A 16,927-nucleotide genomic window follows, 5' to 3' on the forward strand; every position below is an offset into this window, starting at 1 on the left:
CACAAAAACCAATCACATGAAACATTTTATTTTCATCTTCTTAATTCTTTTATGCACGAGTTGCAAAGATAACAAAGAAGCACAAAAAAAAGACACAGCAGAGGCCGTACAGCAGTACACCATTGAACAATTTATGGACAACGAAGCCGTAGGTGGCGGAAGTTTTTCTTATGACAATTCCAAACTTTTAATATCCAGTAACCGTTCGGGAATATATAACGTGTACACCGTACCCACTACTGGAGGCAACTATACTCCCATTACAGCATCAGACAGTACATCTTATTTTGCAGAATCCTTTTTTCCACATGATGACCGTATGCTGATTTCTGCAGATAGTAATGGCGATGAAATCAGCCATATTTTTTTACGGGACAGTACTGGAACCATCAAAGACTTAACGCCAGAAAAAGGAGCGAAAGCACAATTTTACGGATGGGCAGATGATGGCAAGTCTTTTTACTTCGGCTCTAACAAAATGAATCCGAAATTTTTCGATGTCTATGAAATGGATGTTACCAATTTCAACTCTAAGATGATTTATCAAAATAATGACGGTCTCAATTTTAGCGCCATTTCTAAGGACAAAAACCACATTGCCTTAGTACAATCGTTAAATACCAATGACAGCGACTTATTTGTTTATAATGTAAAAACGAGACAGAAAACAAAAATCAACGTCAACCAAAGTGGGAATTCAGCACAAGATTTTTCTAATGATAGTGACGCATTGTATTACACGACTGATGACGGGGTAGAATTTTCCTATTTAATGACGTATGATTTGAACACCAAAGAAACCTCTAACGTGCTGCAAAAACCATGGGATATAGTTGGTACCGGATTTACAGAAAAAGGCACCTATATGGTAGTTTACGTTAATGAGGACGGAAAGAACGCTATTGAAGTTATTGACACAAAAACCAACAAACCTATAGATTTACCCGATTTTGGAGATCAAAGTATTACCAGCGTTGGCTTTAGCAATGACGAAAAATGGATGCGTCTATATGTGGGTGGGTCAAATATGCCTTCCAACTTATTTACTTACAATTTTGAAACGAAGGAACAACACCAACTCACCAATGTTTTAAATGAGGAGATTCACCCAGAAGATTTGGTTACCGCTAAAGTGGTACGTTACAAATCTTTTGATGGTGTTGAAATTCCTGCCATTTATTACTTGCCGCACCAGGCTTCTGAAGACAATAAAGTACCCGCAATGGTTTGGGTTCACGGAGGTCCTGGTGGACAAACCCGTCAGAATTTCAGTTCTATGATCCAATATATGGTCAATCAAGGCTATGCTGTATTGGCGGTTAACAACCGCGGAAGCAGTGGTTATGGGAAAACATTTTACCAAATGGACGACTTAAATCATGGTGAAAAAGATTTACAGGATTGTGTAGAGGGTAAAAATTGGCTGGCCAACCAACCCGAAATTGATGGCGGCAAAATAGGAATTATTGGTGGTTCTTACGGCGGATATATGACCATGGCAGCCCTAACTTATGCACCCGAAGAATTTGATGTGGGGGTAAATTTATTTGGCGTTACCAACTGGATCAGAACCCTGAAAAGTATTCCACCATATTGGGAATCAATGCGAAAATCATTGTATTTGGAATTAGGCGATCCGTTTACTGCTGATTCTGTACGACTCAAACGTATTTCGCCATTATTCCATACCGATAAAGTCACTAAGCCACTCATCGTTTTGCAAGGCTCCCAAGATCCTAGGGTTTTACAAGTAGAGTCCGATGAAATTGTAGCGGGTGTCCGAAAAAATGGCGTTCCTGTGGAGTATGTGCTGTTTGAGGATGAAGGTCACGGGTTTGTAAAAAAGGAGAACCAAATAGAAGCGTATAGTAGAGTGGTTCAGTTTTTGGATACCTATTTAAAAAACAAAGAGCAGCAAACTGATAGTGAACTAAAAACAGAAAAGACACCCCAATAAAAGAATGCAATCCCAGACTCTATACAATGAATCCAAAATCCAAAAGACTTTGGATTCATCAGTGTATCAAAAAATCAGATAATACCAATAGATTTTGAATGTTCTATTGCTTTGTGGCTAAATTGATAGTAACAGGTGGCCACGCCCATATCTGCTACATTGGCTAAAATAGTGGCTACCTTATTTTTTTTTGCGCTCGATGTCTGCCGGATATACACCGCTTTAATATTTTTAGGGAAAATTTTACAAATGCGTTCATAAATTTGAGGATCATGCTGTGAATCATCACCCAAAAGCACATAATCCAATTGCGGATAAAACGAAATAATGTCCTTAATCTTGACAAATTTATGATCGTGACTTCCTCTTCCCGTAAATAAGAAATCAGAAATCCCAGCTTTTATTTTTTTAAGTTTTATAACCGCTTTAGGAAGTTCATGTAGACGTGCAAAGGTTTCGATAAATTCGTATAGATTCCATTCACTGCTCGATACATAGAAAAAAGAATTAGACGCCTGGTTGTTAGTTTGTCCTGCCGTACTAAGCGCTTTGTAGTGCTGCACGACATCTTCAAAAATTTTCCGATTATTGACATTTCTCAATAAAAGCACATACAATTTCTTAAAAAAATTATTGCTGTGCGAAATCAAAAAGGTATCATCAATATCTGAAATAATTCCTAATTTGCTTTTAAAGGGCTTTAAGATCTCACCGTAGTTGACAATCCCAAAATCATATAATTTACAGGTCACCTGATAAGGATGCCATCCACTTTCCAAATCTTCATTAAAAGGAACGGTGAACCTAAAAAAACCATCGTCCAAAGTTCTGGTGGTCACTTTAAGGTCTTTGAAGCTTAGAGTTACTTCAACATTGGAAAAGGGTTTAATCCTGAACATATGGAGAATGGCTACGGCATGCCTAATTCCTTTTTTATCTAACCGGTATTTATCTGGTGCCCAAGATTTAAAAACATGCCCAGAAACAATGAGTTCCTGATCATTAACATAGCCGCGGTATAGTTTTAAATCGAGTTTTGACAATTGAAAAATAATTATTTATAATAAGTTACAAATTACTAAATTTAAGCAGTTTTATAGGTGTTATGGATTCGAAAAATAAATTATTATTAGTGGTCAATCCCATTTCTGGTGGTTCAGGTAAAGAACAATTGATCCAAGAAATCACCGAGGTGCTAAATCACCGTAAAGTAGTGTTTACAACTTATGAAACCACGGGTGAGAAGGATGAATCCCATATCAGAAAAATCATAGAGACGCAATCCATTCAAAAGATAATGGTTGTGGGCGGGGATGGTACCATACAAACGGTCGCAAAAGCTGTAGATAAAAGAGATGTTGCCCTAAGTCTAATTCCTGCGGGTTCTGCCAATGGCCTGGCCTCCAATTTTCAATTTCCAACCACCGTAGAAGATCAAATAGACATTGCTTTGGGAGACTCTTATATACTTCTGGATATGATCTCTATCAATGACCATCTCTGTTTGCATATTGCTGATCTTGGCATCAACGCTACACTGATAAAAAATTACGAAAACTCCGAGATACGCGGTAAACTGGGGTATGCACTTCAAACCATCCCTACGCTAATGGAATCTGATCTGCCCTATAGCTTTTCCTTGACCATTGACGACCAGACTATCAACCTACAAGGGGTGATGGTGGCTATTGCCAATGCCAAACAATTTGGGACTGGCGCTGTCATCAATCCTGAAGGACAAATGGACGATGGTATATTTGAAGTGTTGATATTTAAAAAATTGATGCTCATTGATATCTTAAAAACCTTAGACGAAGACTCCTATAGAAATCCTGAATTTGTAGAGTGCTACCCAGCCACAAAAGTCAGTATAGCGTGTCCATCTGAAGTTTCGTTGCAAGTGGATGGTGAATTCATAGGCAATGTCAAGCGTGTTTCGGCAGAACTGCTCTCTACAAAACTAAAAATCATGGTTCCCACGCAAGAGCCTAACAATTTATAGTTTCGAGAATACTGGTAATATAGCAACAGGAGTGGGTTTTAAAGTGAGGCTATTGAAGGGAAAAACAAGCACTTCCAATCAATTAACAACTTTCACCCTAAATCCTTATAGACTCGTTTCGTTATTCAACACGTGCCAGATCCTTCAAGTTTTCAATTTTGATCCTTTTTCCGGAAGTAGAAATCAATCCTTCTTTTTTAAACTGAGACAATATCCTAATGGCAGATTCTGTTGCGGTTCCTACAATGCTCGCATAATCTTCACGTGATAAATGGACCTTCAAATACCCTTCTTTATCCACCCCAAAATTTTTGCTTACATAAATAATGGTTGCCGCGAGACGTTCCCTAACCGTCTTTTGCGCCATATTGATCAAATCGTCTTCAGCTTCTCTTAAATCTTGGGCAAGATTCTGTAAAATATCAAATGAAAATTCTTGGTTGGTTTTAATAGTGCTTATAATTTGTTCTTTTGGCACATAACAGAGTTCCATATCGTTTAGCGCAATGGCGCTTAAGTTTGTCCTTTCATTACTAATAATAGACCGTTGCCCAATGAGATCTCCTTTTCCCATCAATTTAATGGTGTGATCTTTCCCGTTGGCACTTAGTTTTGTCAATTTACAAAGACCTTCTCTTACACAATACACCCCATTGAGCATTTCATTCTCGTTAAAAATAACATCACCCTTTTTATAAAACCGCGTAGTCTTACATGCTGCAACCTGTTTCATCTCCTCTTTGGTCAATGTATTCATCGCATTTAACTGACGCGCAATACATTGTTTACAACTACTCATAGCTCTTATAATTGACCTTCAAAATTACGAAAAACATGACAAATATCATAGTTTAAATTGCGATCAATTTCGCACCTTTGCAGGAGGTATAAATGAGCATAATTATGGAGCAATCGAGCTGTTTCCACTGTGGCGATCCTTGTGAGACGTCCACAGTTCTTCATGATGATAAATCTTTTTGTTGTCAAGGCTGCAAGACGGTTTATGAGATTTTCTCAGAAAATGACCTTACCTCCTATTACGACTTACAATCCAACCCAGGCACCACCCCAAAAGACATTCAGGGTAAATACGATTTCCTTTCCCAACCAAATATTATCGAGAAATTAGTAGAGTTTGATGATGGCAAATCGCAAATCACCACACTGTACATTCCGCAAATTCATTGTAGTTCCTGTATTTGGGTGCTAGAAAACCTGAACAAACTTAACCCGAACATTTCATCACCTCAAGTTGATTTTGGAAAGAAAACGGTGCGTCTTCAATATAATTCAGAGACCTACAGTTTAAAAGAGGTGGTCATTTTGCTCAGTAGCATTGGTTACGAGCCTTATATCAGTTTAGAGGATTTTTCTACTGGAAAAAACCACGTCAATCGTTCCCTAATTTACAAGCTTGGCATTGCAGGATTTGCTTTCGGGAATGTGATGTTTTTATCCTTTCCAGAATATTTTGAGGTCAATGAATTTTGGCTAGAGCAGTACAAACCATTTTTTAGATGGTTGATGTTTGCGTTTTCACTTCCCGTAGTATTTTATGCGTCATCAGATTATTTTATATCGGCCTACAAAGGCTTGCGTGCAAAAGCCTTAAATATAGATGTGCCTATTGCATTGGGGATTATTGTGCTGTTTTTAAGAAGTACAGTAGACATCATGTTCGACCTAGGGTCTGGATTCTTTGACAGCTTAACAGGATTACTTTTCTTTTTATTGTTAGGGAAATTCTTCCAGCAAAAAACCTATTCCTTTTTATCGTTTGAACGGGATTACAAATCCTATTTTCCAATCGCCATTACCAAAATAACAAAGGATGGCAAAGAACAGCCTGTTCAGGTGTATGACATTAAAGAAGGTGACCGATTGCTCATTAGAAACGAAGAACTGATTCCGGTAGACGGCGTGCTCATAAAAGGAAACGCCAAAATTGATTACAGTTTTGTAACGGGAGAATCTGAAGCATTAAGAAAAATCTCAGGAGACAAACTCTTTGCTGGTGGCAAACAAACCTCAGGAAGTATAGAAATGGAAGCCTTAAAAAGTGTTGAACAAAGTTACTTGACCCAGTTATGGGGCAACGATGTGTTTAATAAATCTAAAGAAGATGGCTTTACGACGCTGACCAATGTTATCAGTAAACGTTTTACCATTGTCGTGCTGAGTATTGCCTTTATCTCCACAACGTTCTGGTTATTTGCAGATTCCAGTAAAGCACTAAATGTTTTTACATCTGTTCTAATTATTGCCTGTCCTTGTGCCATTGCGTTGGCTGCTCCATTTACCCTTGGTAATATGCTGCGGATTTTTGGAAAACATAAGTTCTATTTAAAAAACGCCACAGTCATTGAACAAATGGCGGCGATCAATACCGTCATTTTTGACAAAACGGGAACCATCACTTCCAATAAACAAAGTACAGCAACCTACGAAGGGGATTCTTTATCGTCTTCAGAAGAGCTTTTATTAAAAAACACCCTAAGAGGTTCAAATCATCCACTCAGTAGAACGCTTTATGCGCTTCTAGAAGAAAATGACATCATTACGCTCGATGAATTTGAAGAGCATTTAGGTCAAGGCATTGAAGGAGTACATCAACAGGATCGGATCAAAATTGGATCGGCAAATTTTGTAGGTAAAACCAATGAGGCAGCCTTACTAAACACTGCCGTCCACATTAGTAGCAACAACACCTACAAAGGGAAGTACACGTTTTACAATAGCTACAGAAAAGGATTGGCAAAGTTGTTCAACACCCTGAAAAAACAGTACGATTTGGCCATTTTGTCGGGAGACAATGAAGGCGAACTGGAAAACCTAAAAAAATTATTGCCGGCAAGAACCAAAATGCTGTTCAATCAAAAACCAGATGATAAACTGGAATATATAAAATACCATCAAACTGAGGGCGCCAAAGTAATGATGATTGGCGACGGATTAAATGATGCGGGTGCGTTGGCGCAAAGCAACGTTGGTATTGCTCTTTCTGAAAATGTGAACGTCTTCTCTCCTGCCTGTGATGCCATTTTAGATGCAGAGAACTTTAACAATTTGGGAGATTTCCTTAATTTATCTAAGTCGGCCATCAAAATTGTCAATTGGAGCTTTATGCTGTCCTTATTCTATAATGTGATTGGTGTTTATTTTGCAGTCACCGGACAATTGGCTCCCGTCATTGCTGCAATCCTAATGCCTTTAAGTTCTATTAGTGTGGTGGTATTTACCACAATTGCAACCAATTGGGTGTCCCGAAAATTGAAATAAACGATATGTTTATGTTTCTTTAAAACATTTAATTGAACACTAAATTTTTAATTGAATCCTCAAAGGTATATTTTAACAAAAAATTGTATAAATTTGAAAGCAAAGAGGGTCACAAATTTTCTAAAATATATCAGGTTTTAGTGGGTGTAAAAAACACAATACATGATAAATATCATAAAATAACTTTGGCATCAACTGTAATTTTGAGCCATAACTTCTAAATAGGTATGAGCGTTATATACATTTTACTGACTATCAGCATTGTAGTTGCTGTCATTTTTTTTATTGCCTTTATCGTGGCAGTTAAAAGCGGGCAATATGATGACAGTTACACCCCTTCCGTTCGCATGCTTTTTGAAGATGAGCTCATAAAAGAAAAACCAAAAACATCAAAACTAACTAATCAAGAATAATCTTTTTACTATGGAAATGCAACAATTTTATTACGATAATAAAATCGTCAAAAAATTCCTATATGCCACCATGTTCTGGGGCGTGATAGGGATGTTGGTGGGTCTATTACTGGCTTTCTTATTTCTTTTCCCCAATCTTACGGACGGTGTTTCATGGTTGAGCTTTGGAAGATTGAGACCTTTGCACACCAATGCCGTAATCTTCGCCTTTGTGGGGAATGCCATTTTTGCAGGTATTTATTATTCTTCTCAGCGGTTATTAAAAGCAAGAATGTTTAGTGATGCTTTAAGTAACTTCAATTTTTGGGGATGGCAATTGATTATCGTTGGTGCCGCCATCACACTTCCCTTAGGTTTTTCGTCTTCTAAGGAATATGCTGAATTGGAATGGCCCTTTGATATTGCAATTGCAGTAGTTTGGGTCGTTTTTGGTTGGAACCTTATCGGAACCATATTGAGAAGACGGCAACGACATTTATATGTGGCCATTTGGTTTTACCTCGCCACGTTTGTAACGGTTGCCGTACTCCATATTTTTAATAGTTTAGCTATTCCTGTAAGTGCCTTTAAAAGTTACTCCGTATATGCAGGTGTTCAGGATGCCCTGGTACAATGGTGGTACGGGCATAATGCTGTTGCGTTTTTCTTAACAACACCGTTTTTGGGGCTGATGTACTATTTTGTACCTAAAGCGGCCAACAGACCCGTGTATTCTTACAGACTTTCCATAGTTCACTTCTGGTCGTTAATCTTTATCTATATATGGGCTGGACCTCACCATTTATTATATACAGCGTTACCAGAATGGGCACAAAATTTAGGTGTAGCATTCTCCATCATGTTATTAATGCCATCTTGGGGGGGTATGATCAACGGACTCCTTACACTTCGTGGTGCTTGGGATAAAGTAAGAACCGACCCTGTTTTAAAATTTATGGTGGTTGCCATTACAGGTTATGGTATGGCCACGTTTGAAGGGCCAATGCTGTCCTTGAAAAACGTTAATGCTATAGCCCATTATACAGACTGGATTATTGCCCACGTTCACGTTGGTGCCTTAGCCTGGAATGGGTTTTTAACTTTTGGGATGATCTATTGGTTAATTCCACGTATGACCAAAAGCAAACTGTACTCTGTTGCTTTAGCAAACGTTCACTTCTGGATTGGAACTTTAGGGATCATTATGTATGCCCTACCCTTATATGTTGCAGGGTTTATACAGGCCAGTATGTGGAAACAATTCAATCCTGACGGCACATTGGTTTATGGTAACTTCTTAGAAACTGTTACTGAAATTATGCCCATGTACTGGATGCGCGCCATTGGTGGTACATTATTTATAACAGGAATGCTCATCATGTGTTATAATGTCATTCAAACCATCAGAAAAGGTAGCGAAGTAACTGATGAACTTGCTGAATCTGTAGCCCTACAGCGCGTGTCTAAAAAACGTGTTGCAGGAGAACATTGGCACAGCTGGTTAGAACGCAGACCAATTCAATTGACTATTGGTGCTACTGTTGCCATTCTTATTGGTGGTATCATTCAAATAGTACCCACCATCATGATCAAATCAAACATTCCTACAATTACAAGTGTTAAACCCTATACACCCTTAGAACTTGAAGGTAGAGATCTATATATTCGCGAAGGTTGCGTGGGCTGTCACTCTCAAATGATTAGACCGTTTAGAGATGAAGTAGAACGTTACGGCGAATTTTCAAAGGCGGGTGAATTTGTATATGATCATCCATTCCTTTGGGGCAGTAAACGTACAGGACCTGATTTGCACAGAATTGGAGGCAAATATTCTGACAACTGGCATTTCAACCATATGTATGACCCTCAGAGTACGTCCTCAGGATCTATCATGCCGGCTTACAAATGGCTAATTACCACTGAATTGGACAAATCCAATACAGAGACCAAAATGAAAGCCATGGTTAATTTGGGCGTGCCTTATTCTGATGAGGAAATTGCCAACGCGCAACAGCACATGGCTGAGCAAGGGGAACAAATTGAAAAGAACCTCTATTCTGACCCTGACTTTGTAGAATCTTACGAAGCAGATAAACAAAGTAGTGGCGCAGACTTCGTAGATATGAGAGATCGTGAGATTGTAGCCATAATCGCTTATTTACAGCGCTTAGGAACTGATATCAAAATACAAGATTTAGAAACGACTAAAAACTAACAATCATGCTAAAATATGTCAAAAACCACATGGACAGCATTTCGGGTATAGAAATATACCCGGTGATTTCCTTACTTATATTTTTTACTTTTTTTGTAGCCCTCTTTTGGTGGGTATTCACCGCTAAAAAAGACTATATCAAAAAAATGAGCAATATCCCTTTAGACAACCAAAACGAAACAACACTATGAGACATTTAATTCCATCTTACGTCAGGGTGCCTTTGATATTCTTTATCATATGGGGTCTAATTGAATTCTTTGTGGACTCAGGAAATGAACCTGCGTTTATGAATAATCCCATGATCATGCTTTTCCTAGTATTGGTATTGGTGATTCTTCTCGCTATCGAGGCTATTGTAGCCGCCTTGGAAAACGTGATGTATCAAAGCTTGGATGAAACCGCTAAAGCACGATTCCGCGCCACTAAAAATTCACCATCTAAAATTGGAGAATGGATCAGTACCACCTATACTAAAATGTTGGGTTCAAAACCTATTGAAAAAGAAGGCGAAATTGTTCTTGACCATGATTATGATGGGATTAGAGAACTTGATAATGATCTTCCGCCTTGGTGGCTCTATGGTTTCTACGCGTCTATAGTCTTTGCGGCTGTTTACTTGATCCGTTACCATGTTTTTGATGGTGAAAATCAGTATGAAGAATTGGAAACTACTTTAGAAATCGCTAAAGCAGAGCTAGAAGAGTATAAGAAGACCGCTAAGGATTTGGTAGATATCAACTCCGTAGCCGTGTTGACAGATCCGGCAGATTTGGCCAATGGCAGAACTATTTACGAAGCCAACTGTGTGGCCTGTCATATGGCAGATGGTGGTGGAGGTATTGGCCCTAACCTTGCGGATGAGCATTGGATTTTGGGTGGTGGTATCAAGAACATTTTTAACACCATTAGTGAAGGTGGCCGAAGTGGAAAAGGAATGATCGCCTGGAAATCTACCTTAAAGCCTAATGAAATGGCGCAAGTTGCCAGTTATATTATGACTTTTGAAGGAACCACGCCTGCAAAACCGAAAGAGCCTGAAGGTGATATTTGGAAGGAATAGAAATGTCGCTAAAGTTACGGCACCAGCTAAATCTGTTGAAGCCAAAACTAACGATGTAAGTTAGTACTGAAAAGTAAGTGATACTCTATTTCCTTTAAGTGATACTCTATTTCCTTTAAGTGATACTCTATTTCCTTAGCGGAGAACAAGCGAATAGGTAGCGTACAATAGATAAAAAATAACAAGTGAAAACTCCCCAAAACGAAAGCTTTAGAGACACCCTAGGCACTCTTACTGATGAAGGTAAGCGTAAATGGGTCTTTCCTAAAAAACCAAGCGGCAAATTTTACGACTATCGTAAATGGGTCAGCTATGTACTTTTGGGGTTCTTTTTATTGGCGCCTTTTATCAAAATAAACGGCAATCAGTTTTTGATGTTTAATATTTTGGAACGCCGTTTTAATATCTTCGGTTTTCCTTTTTGGCCACAAGATTTTCATCTATTTGTCATCTCTATGCTGATAGGTGTGATTTTTATAGCACTGTTTACTGTAGCTTTCGGAAGAATTTTCTGCGGATGGATTTGCCCACAAACGATATTTATGGAAATGGTCTTCAGACGTATTGAATATTGGATTGACGGCGATAGAGGTGCCCAAATGCGTTTGGATAGACAAGAATGGAATGTTGAAAAAATCAGAAAACGCGGTCTAAAATGGTTTTTATTTTTAGTGATTTCTTTTGTCATTTCAAATGTGTTTTTAGCGTATTTAATAGGAAGTGATAAATTGATCAGTTATATTCTTGCGGGACCAATGGCTAATGTCAGTACGCTGATTTCTCTTCTTATTTTTACTGCAGTCTTTTATTTCGTATTTGCATGGTTTAGAGAGCAAGTATGTATTATTGCATGTCCGTACGGCAGGTTGCAGGGCGTTTTGTTAGACAATAAATCTATTGTTGTGGCCTATGACCATAAACGTGGCGAAGCAGAGAATGGCAGAAAGAAATTCCGTAAAAATGAAGATAGGGAAGCCTTGGGGCATGGCGATTGTATTGATTGTTTCCAATGCGTTAACGTTTGCCCTACAGGTATCGATATTAGAAACGGGACGCAGTTGGAGTGTGTCAATTGTACTGCCTGCATTGATGAATGTGACCATATTATGGAAAGTATCAACCTTCCAAAAGGTCTCATAAGATATGCTAGTGAAGAAAACATTGAGAAGAAAAAGAAATTTGAGTTTACACCACGTCTTAAAGGTTATTCGGCTGTATTAGTCATTTTAACAGGTCTTCTTATCGGAATGTTGATGTTAAGAAACGATGTAGAAGCACGCGTATTGAGACTTCCAGGTCAACTATTTGAACATAAGGATAACAATATTATCAGTAATGTGTTTACCTATAAATTGATTAACAAAACAACCAGAGATATCCCTGAAATAAACTTCAAATTGAGAAGTTATAAAGGGACCATTAAAGTGGTTTCTGCTGAAGACCGTTTTACGGTCCCTAAACAAGGAATGGCAGAAGGCACCTTATTTATTGAAATCAATCAAGGCGACCTAAAATCAGACAAAAATAAATTGATGATTGAGGTGTACAGTGACGATGATTTGATTGAAACCACAACGGTTAATTTCTTAGGACCTAGAAGTTATAAGTAATTTAAACCGTTAAAATTAGTGTTGAAAAACATTTAGTTATACGAAAGAAAGAATCCCTCCTACGGGAGAATGATAAAAGAGATAGTATTATGAAATTCAATTGGGGTACGGGTATTGTATTAGCATTTATAGGCTTTATAAGCTTTATATTGTATTTTGTTATTTCCATGACGGTTAACAAAAAATATGAGCACGACTTGGTGACAGAAAACTATTATGGCCAAGAGTTGGAATTTGAAAATGAGCTGCACAAGCAAAGACATGCGCAAACCCTAGAAAAAGATCTTTTTTGGACACATACTGAAGAGGGGTTAGTAATTACGTTTCCTGAAAGCATGACGCCATCAGATATTAAAGGTAAAGTGTTCCTATACAGACCATCTAATAAACAATTAGACTTTGAAAGTACAATTTCATTGTCTAACCATAATTTGCTCATACCTGACAAAAGTTTGTTAGGTGGTCGTTGGAACATTAAAGTAGATTGGCAATATAAAGAAGATTCGTACATCTTTAAAAGAGATATTACCTATTAAATGCTGTGGTCTGCGCTCATATTCGGATTATTGGGTAGCTTCCACTGTGTGGGCATGTGCGGTCCTATTGCCTTTATGCTGCCGGTTGACCGGTCCAACTCTACCAAAAAAGTAGCACAGATTTTCACTTATCACTTGGGGCGGATTTTGGCCTATAGCCTTATTGGTCTTTTCTTTGGACTGGTTGGTAAAAGTCTTTACATCTTTGGTCTCCAACAACAGCTCTCTATATTAATTGGCATATTGATGATTGTAGTAGTCTTAATCCCTACAAAAACAATTAACAATTACAACTTCTCCAAACCCATTTACAAAATTATTTCTAAAGTAAAATCCTCCTTAGGACAAGCCCTAAAGAAAAAAACCGCCGATACTTTTCTTACCATCGGTTTCCTTAACGGGTTCTTGCCTTGCGGCCTTGTGTATATGGCTGTATTTGCCTCTTTAGCCATGAACAGTGCTCTACAGGGCAGTTTGTATATGGCCTTGTTTGGTTTAGGAACCATTCCTTTAATGACCTCTGCTATTTATTTGGGAAAATTTTTAAATACCCGTGTCAAGCAGCGCATCCAAAAGGCCATTCCTGTGTTTGTGGTAATTATAGGCATCTTATTTATATTACGCGGTATGGGCCTTGGCATTCCTTACCTCTCTCCTGCTCCAGCTATTGAAATGGCTCAAGGTGAGATAGAATGTCATTAAAAGTAGTTAAAAAAACAACTAAATTTTAATGCGGATAATTTTGTCCTATTTAAAATTTAATGTATCTTTGAACCAACAAAATAATCAATTTATGTTTTCTAAAGCTTGCGAATACGGTCTTAAAGCGTCTATTTTTATAGCATCCAATTCTTATGATGGTGAACGTGTAAGCTTAAAGGAAATTGCAAAGGAAATCAATTCACCAGAAGCCTTTACTGCAAAAATACTACAAGATTTAGTAAGACATAAGATTATCAATTCAGTGAAAGGTGCTTATGGTGGATTTGAAATTCCTAAAAATGAGATTTCATCCATCAAACTCTCACAAATAGTGAATGCCATTGATGGCGATAGTATTTATAGAGGTTGTGGTTTAGGCCTGCATGTGTGCGATGAGAACCATCCATGCCCTGTACATGATCAATTTAAGGATATTAGAATGCAGTTAAAGGATATGTTGCAAAACACCAATCTTGAACAGTTGGCACTTGATATCAAATCGGGTGCAAGCTTTCTAAAATTATAAAAAAAAAATTTGAATACAAATAGGATAATTTTATCCGAATAAACACTTGTCTAATTTAACCCCCCCCCCCTTAAACCTCCTTATTTATAAAGGATTGGGACAGATTTATGGAAACATTACAAAAAGATTCACAAAAACAAATCGGTCAATTTGTGGCTGAAGATTTTAGAACCGCAGCCGTATTTTCTAATTATGGTATCGATTTTTGCTGTAAAGGCGATAGAACCGTTGAAGAGGTATGCACTAAAAACAAAATAGATATCGATGAATTATTAGGAAAACTAGAAAATATACAGTCCTCCAACAGTCAGCAGTCCATTGATTACAAGTCTTGGCCCTTAGACTTACTGGCAGAATATATTGAGAAAAAACACCACCGCTATGTTGAAGAAAAAACACCAGTGTTGCGACAATTTTTAGATAAACTCTGCAAAGTACACGGACAAAGGCATCCTGAGCTATTAGAGATTACAGCGTTATTTATTGGCTGTTCTAAAGAATTGGCAGCTCATATGAAAAAAGAAGAGTTGATCCTCTTCCCATTTATCAAACGTATGGTAAAAGCAAAATCAGATGGTACTCAAATTGAATCTCCTCAATTTAATACCGTTGAAAACCCAATCGCCATGATGAAAGATGAGCATGAAGCTGAGGGCGAACGTTTCAGAAAAATTGCAGAATTAACTGACAATTATACCCCACCTGCTGACGGATGTAATACTTATAAAGTAACCTTTGCAATGTTAGAGGAATTTGAAAAAGATTTGCATTTGCATATTCATTTAGAAAATAACATCTTGTTTCCTGAAGCAATTAAGCTGGAAGCATCCTTAAAATAATTTTTATTTGGTTTTGATTGTTGAAGTGACACTTCCTTTTCATAACTCATTCTACTGTGCTACTACGTTTCTATGAGGGGAATTTAGCGCCTGTTAAATGAGTTATGATGGGAAGTGTTTTTTTTCTTTCTATTATTAGTAACTTTATGCGACCAAATTTACTTTAAATGCAAAAAAAACTTATTGCTGTATGTCTGATCAACTTTTTGATCGCCGCTTTAATGGGTTTGGCATTACGCTACATTTTTGTACAACCTCTTGGCATTAATTTCAGATACCTTACGCATGCACATTCACACGTTGCCATGCTCGGTTGGGTCTACTTAATGCTCTATCTTTTAATTGTACACTACTTTATTCCAGAAAAGAAACCCATTTACAACCGCTTATTTTGGGTAACACAATTTGCCGTTATAGGCATGATGGTAAGTTTTCCTTTTACAGGGTATGCTGCAATTTCCATTACATTTTCATGCTTGCATATTTTCTGTAGTTACTATTTTGTAAGATTGGTTTGGAAAAACCACAAAGTCACCTCCTCTCCCATCCGTAAGTTATTAAAATCATCTTTGGTGTTTATGGTGCTCTCCACCATAGGTGTTTGGTGCCTGGGTCCTGCCGTGGCCATTTTGGGTCAAGCCTCAGCATTTTATCAAATTGCCATACAGTTCTTCTTACATTTTCAGTTTAATGGTTGGTTTATGTTGGCTGTATTGGCTGTATTTCTACATCAATTTCCTATAGATAATTCAGCGCTATTTAAACAGTTTTTCAATACTCTTATAGCCGCCACCATCCTCACATTTGCATTGCCTGTAAGTTGGTTTTTATACCATCCATTATGGTTGATCATTAACGGATTAGGCGTTCTTTTACAACTGCTATCTGGCTATTATTTTATCCTATTGCTAAAACCACACTGGACTACCTTCTGGTCTGGAATTTCAACCCTGACCAAAGCGCTATATGGGTTGGCACTGATTTCATTTATCCTCAAAATTGTACTGCAAACGGCTTCAATTATTCCACTAGTTGCTCAAATGGCACATCAATACCGTAACTTCGTTATTGGATTTATCCATTTAATGATGTTGGGCGTTATCAGCGGATTTTTATTTGCATTTTTATTACAGAAGTATTCAAAAACAAACACTAACAAAAGCCTTAGTTTTGGTATTTATACTTTTATATTAGGGTTCGTTTCCACAGAAATATTACTCATTCTTCAGGGTATATTTTACTTTTTTGGATGGGGAATGTTGCCTCAGTATTATCTCATTCTGCTGTTATGCAGCATCTTTCTGCCCTTGGGCATCTTATTTTTCATTTTAAATCTCAGAAATTATGACACAAAAACCCTTAAAACGACATAAAGCACTTCAACCTTTAAGTAGAGAGCACCACCACGGATTATTGCTGTCTTGGAAAATCAGAAGTGGATTCAGTAAAAACATTGAAACCAAGCGCATCAAGATCTATGCAGACTGGTTTTTTGAGAACCATTTGATCCCTCACTTTAAACTGGAAGAGACGCATATTTTTACCATTTTGGATGAAGACCACGAATTTGTCAAGCGCGCTTTGGCAGATCATAGACGGTTAAAACGTCTGTTCACCAATGGCGAAGATGCCACTAAAAATCTTCATAGAATTGAGGAAGAATTAGAGCAGCATATTCGTTTTGAAGAACGTACCTTGTTCCCTGAAATTCAGAAAGCAGCCACCGAAGAACAATTGGCACTCATTGCCGAAATCCATCATGAAGACGGCTTTGTAGACAATGTAGAGGATGAATTCTGGCGTTAA

Annotated in this window: 16 protein-coding genes; 14 read left to right on the plus strand and 2 right to left on the minus strand. The window is 37.7% G+C overall.

Features of this window, described 5'->3' with window-relative positions; all coding sequences use genetic code 11:
- Positions 1–16: 16 nt before the first annotated feature.
- Positions 17–1,957, plus strand: a complete 1,941-nt coding sequence (locus tag JEM65_RS10935; RefSeq protein ID WP_199599340.1) for a S9 family peptidase — start codon at positions 17–19, stop codon at positions 1,955–1,957.
- 74 nt (positions 1,958–2,031) lie between these two features.
- On the opposite strand, the gene JEM65_RS10940 is transcribed toward JEM65_RS10935, so the two are convergent.
- A complete protein-coding gene (locus JEM65_RS10940; RefSeq protein WP_199599341.1) occupies positions 2,032–3,000 on the minus strand; it encodes an App1 family protein in 969 nt (322 codons plus the stop codon).
- A gap of 62 nt (positions 3,001–3,062) precedes the next feature.
- On the opposite strand from JEM65_RS10940, the gene JEM65_RS10945 reads away from it, so the two are divergent.
- Positions 3,063–3,959, plus strand: coding sequence for a diacylglycerol/lipid kinase family protein (locus JEM65_RS10945; RefSeq protein WP_199599348.1), 897 nt, complete (start codon positions 3,063–3,065; stop codon positions 3,957–3,959).
- Positions 3,960–4,080: 121 nt separating this feature from the next.
- Here JEM65_RS10945 and JEM65_RS10950 read toward each other — a convergent pair whose 3' ends face one another.
- Positions 4,081–4,758, minus strand: coding sequence for a Crp/Fnr family transcriptional regulator (locus JEM65_RS10950; RefSeq protein ID WP_199599350.1), 678 nt, complete (start codon positions 4,756–4,758; stop codon positions 4,081–4,083).
- A 104-nt stretch (positions 4,759–4,862) separates the two neighbouring features.
- Between JEM65_RS10950 and JEM65_RS10955 the strand changes: the two genes are divergently transcribed.
- From JEM65_RS10955 to JEM65_RS11005, 12 genes are all read left to right on the plus strand, one after another.
- Positions 4,863–7,238, plus strand: coding sequence for a heavy metal translocating P-type ATPase (locus JEM65_RS10955; protein ID WP_199599352.1), 2,376 nt, complete (start codon positions 4,863–4,865; stop codon positions 7,236–7,238).
- 227 nt (positions 7,239–7,465) lie between these two features.
- The gene (gene ccoS / locus JEM65_RS10960; RefSeq protein ID WP_199599354.1) at positions 7,466–7,651 is read left to right on the plus strand and encodes a cbb3-type cytochrome oxidase assembly protein CcoS; all 186 of its coding nucleotides are present in this window, start codon (positions 7,466–7,468) and stop codon (positions 7,649–7,651) included.
- A 10-nt stretch (positions 7,652–7,661) separates the two neighbouring features.
- Positions 7,662–9,845 carry a cytochrome-c oxidase, cbb3-type subunit I gene (gene ccoN, locus JEM65_RS10965; protein WP_199599355.1) on the plus strand — a complete coding sequence of 728 codons (2,184 nt, stop codon included), beginning with the start codon at positions 7,662–7,664 and terminating at the stop codon, positions 9,843–9,845.
- Between the two features lie 5 nt (positions 9,846–9,850).
- Complete coding sequence (locus JEM65_RS22400; protein WP_233530619.1) at positions 9,851–10,036, plus strand: CcoQ/FixQ family Cbb3-type cytochrome c oxidase assembly chaperone; 186 nt, start codon at positions 9,851–9,853, stop codon at positions 10,034–10,036.
- On the plus strand, positions 10,033–10,908 hold the full coding sequence (locus JEM65_RS10970) for a cbb3-type cytochrome c oxidase N-terminal domain-containing protein (RefSeq protein WP_199599357.1): 876 nt from the start codon (positions 10,033–10,035) through the stop codon (positions 10,906–10,908). The genes JEM65_RS22400 and JEM65_RS10970 overlap by 4 nt, the downstream gene beginning before the upstream one ends.
- A gap of 185 nt (positions 10,909–11,093) precedes the next feature.
- On the plus strand, positions 11,094–12,518 hold the full coding sequence (ccoG, locus tag JEM65_RS10975; RefSeq protein WP_199599359.1) for a cytochrome c oxidase accessory protein CcoG: 1,425 nt from the start codon (positions 11,094–11,096) through the stop codon (positions 12,516–12,518).
- An 89-nt stretch (positions 12,519–12,607) separates the two neighbouring features.
- Entirely contained in the window at positions 12,608–13,054 is a 447-nt protein-coding gene (locus JEM65_RS10980) for a FixH family protein (RefSeq protein WP_199599360.1), read from the plus strand.
- The gene (locus JEM65_RS10985) at positions 13,055–13,756 is read left to right on the plus strand and encodes a sulfite exporter TauE/SafE family protein (protein WP_199599361.1); all 702 of its coding nucleotides are present in this window, start codon (positions 13,055–13,057) and stop codon (positions 13,754–13,756) included.
- Between the two features lie 91 nt (positions 13,757–13,847).
- Positions 13,848–14,282 carry an RrF2 family transcriptional regulator gene (locus JEM65_RS10990; protein WP_199599519.1) on the plus strand — a complete coding sequence of 145 codons (435 nt, stop codon included), beginning with the start codon at positions 13,848–13,850 and terminating at the stop codon, positions 14,280–14,282.
- 107 nt (positions 14,283–14,389) lie between these two features.
- Positions 14,390–15,121 carry an iron-sulfur cluster repair di-iron protein gene (gene ric / locus JEM65_RS10995; protein WP_199599362.1) on the plus strand — a complete coding sequence of 244 codons (732 nt, stop codon included), beginning with the start codon at positions 14,390–14,392 and terminating at the stop codon, positions 15,119–15,121.
- A 167-nt stretch (positions 15,122–15,288) separates the two neighbouring features.
- Positions 15,289–16,494 carry a hypothetical protein gene (locus tag JEM65_RS11000; RefSeq protein WP_199599367.1) on the plus strand — a complete coding sequence of 402 codons (1,206 nt, stop codon included), beginning with the start codon at positions 15,289–15,291 and terminating at the stop codon, positions 16,492–16,494.
- Positions 16,466–16,927: a hemerythrin domain-containing protein gene (locus JEM65_RS11005; RefSeq protein WP_199599370.1), complete on the plus strand. Its 462-nt coding sequence runs from the start codon at positions 16,466–16,468 to the stop codon at positions 16,925–16,927. Before JEM65_RS11000 ends, JEM65_RS11005 begins: the two co-directional genes overlap by 29 nt.

Source organism: Gelidibacter salicanalis (assembly GCF_016469035.1).
Classification (GTDB): Bacteria; Bacteroidota; Bacteroidia; order Flavobacteriales; family Flavobacteriaceae; genus Gelidibacter; species Gelidibacter salicanalis_A.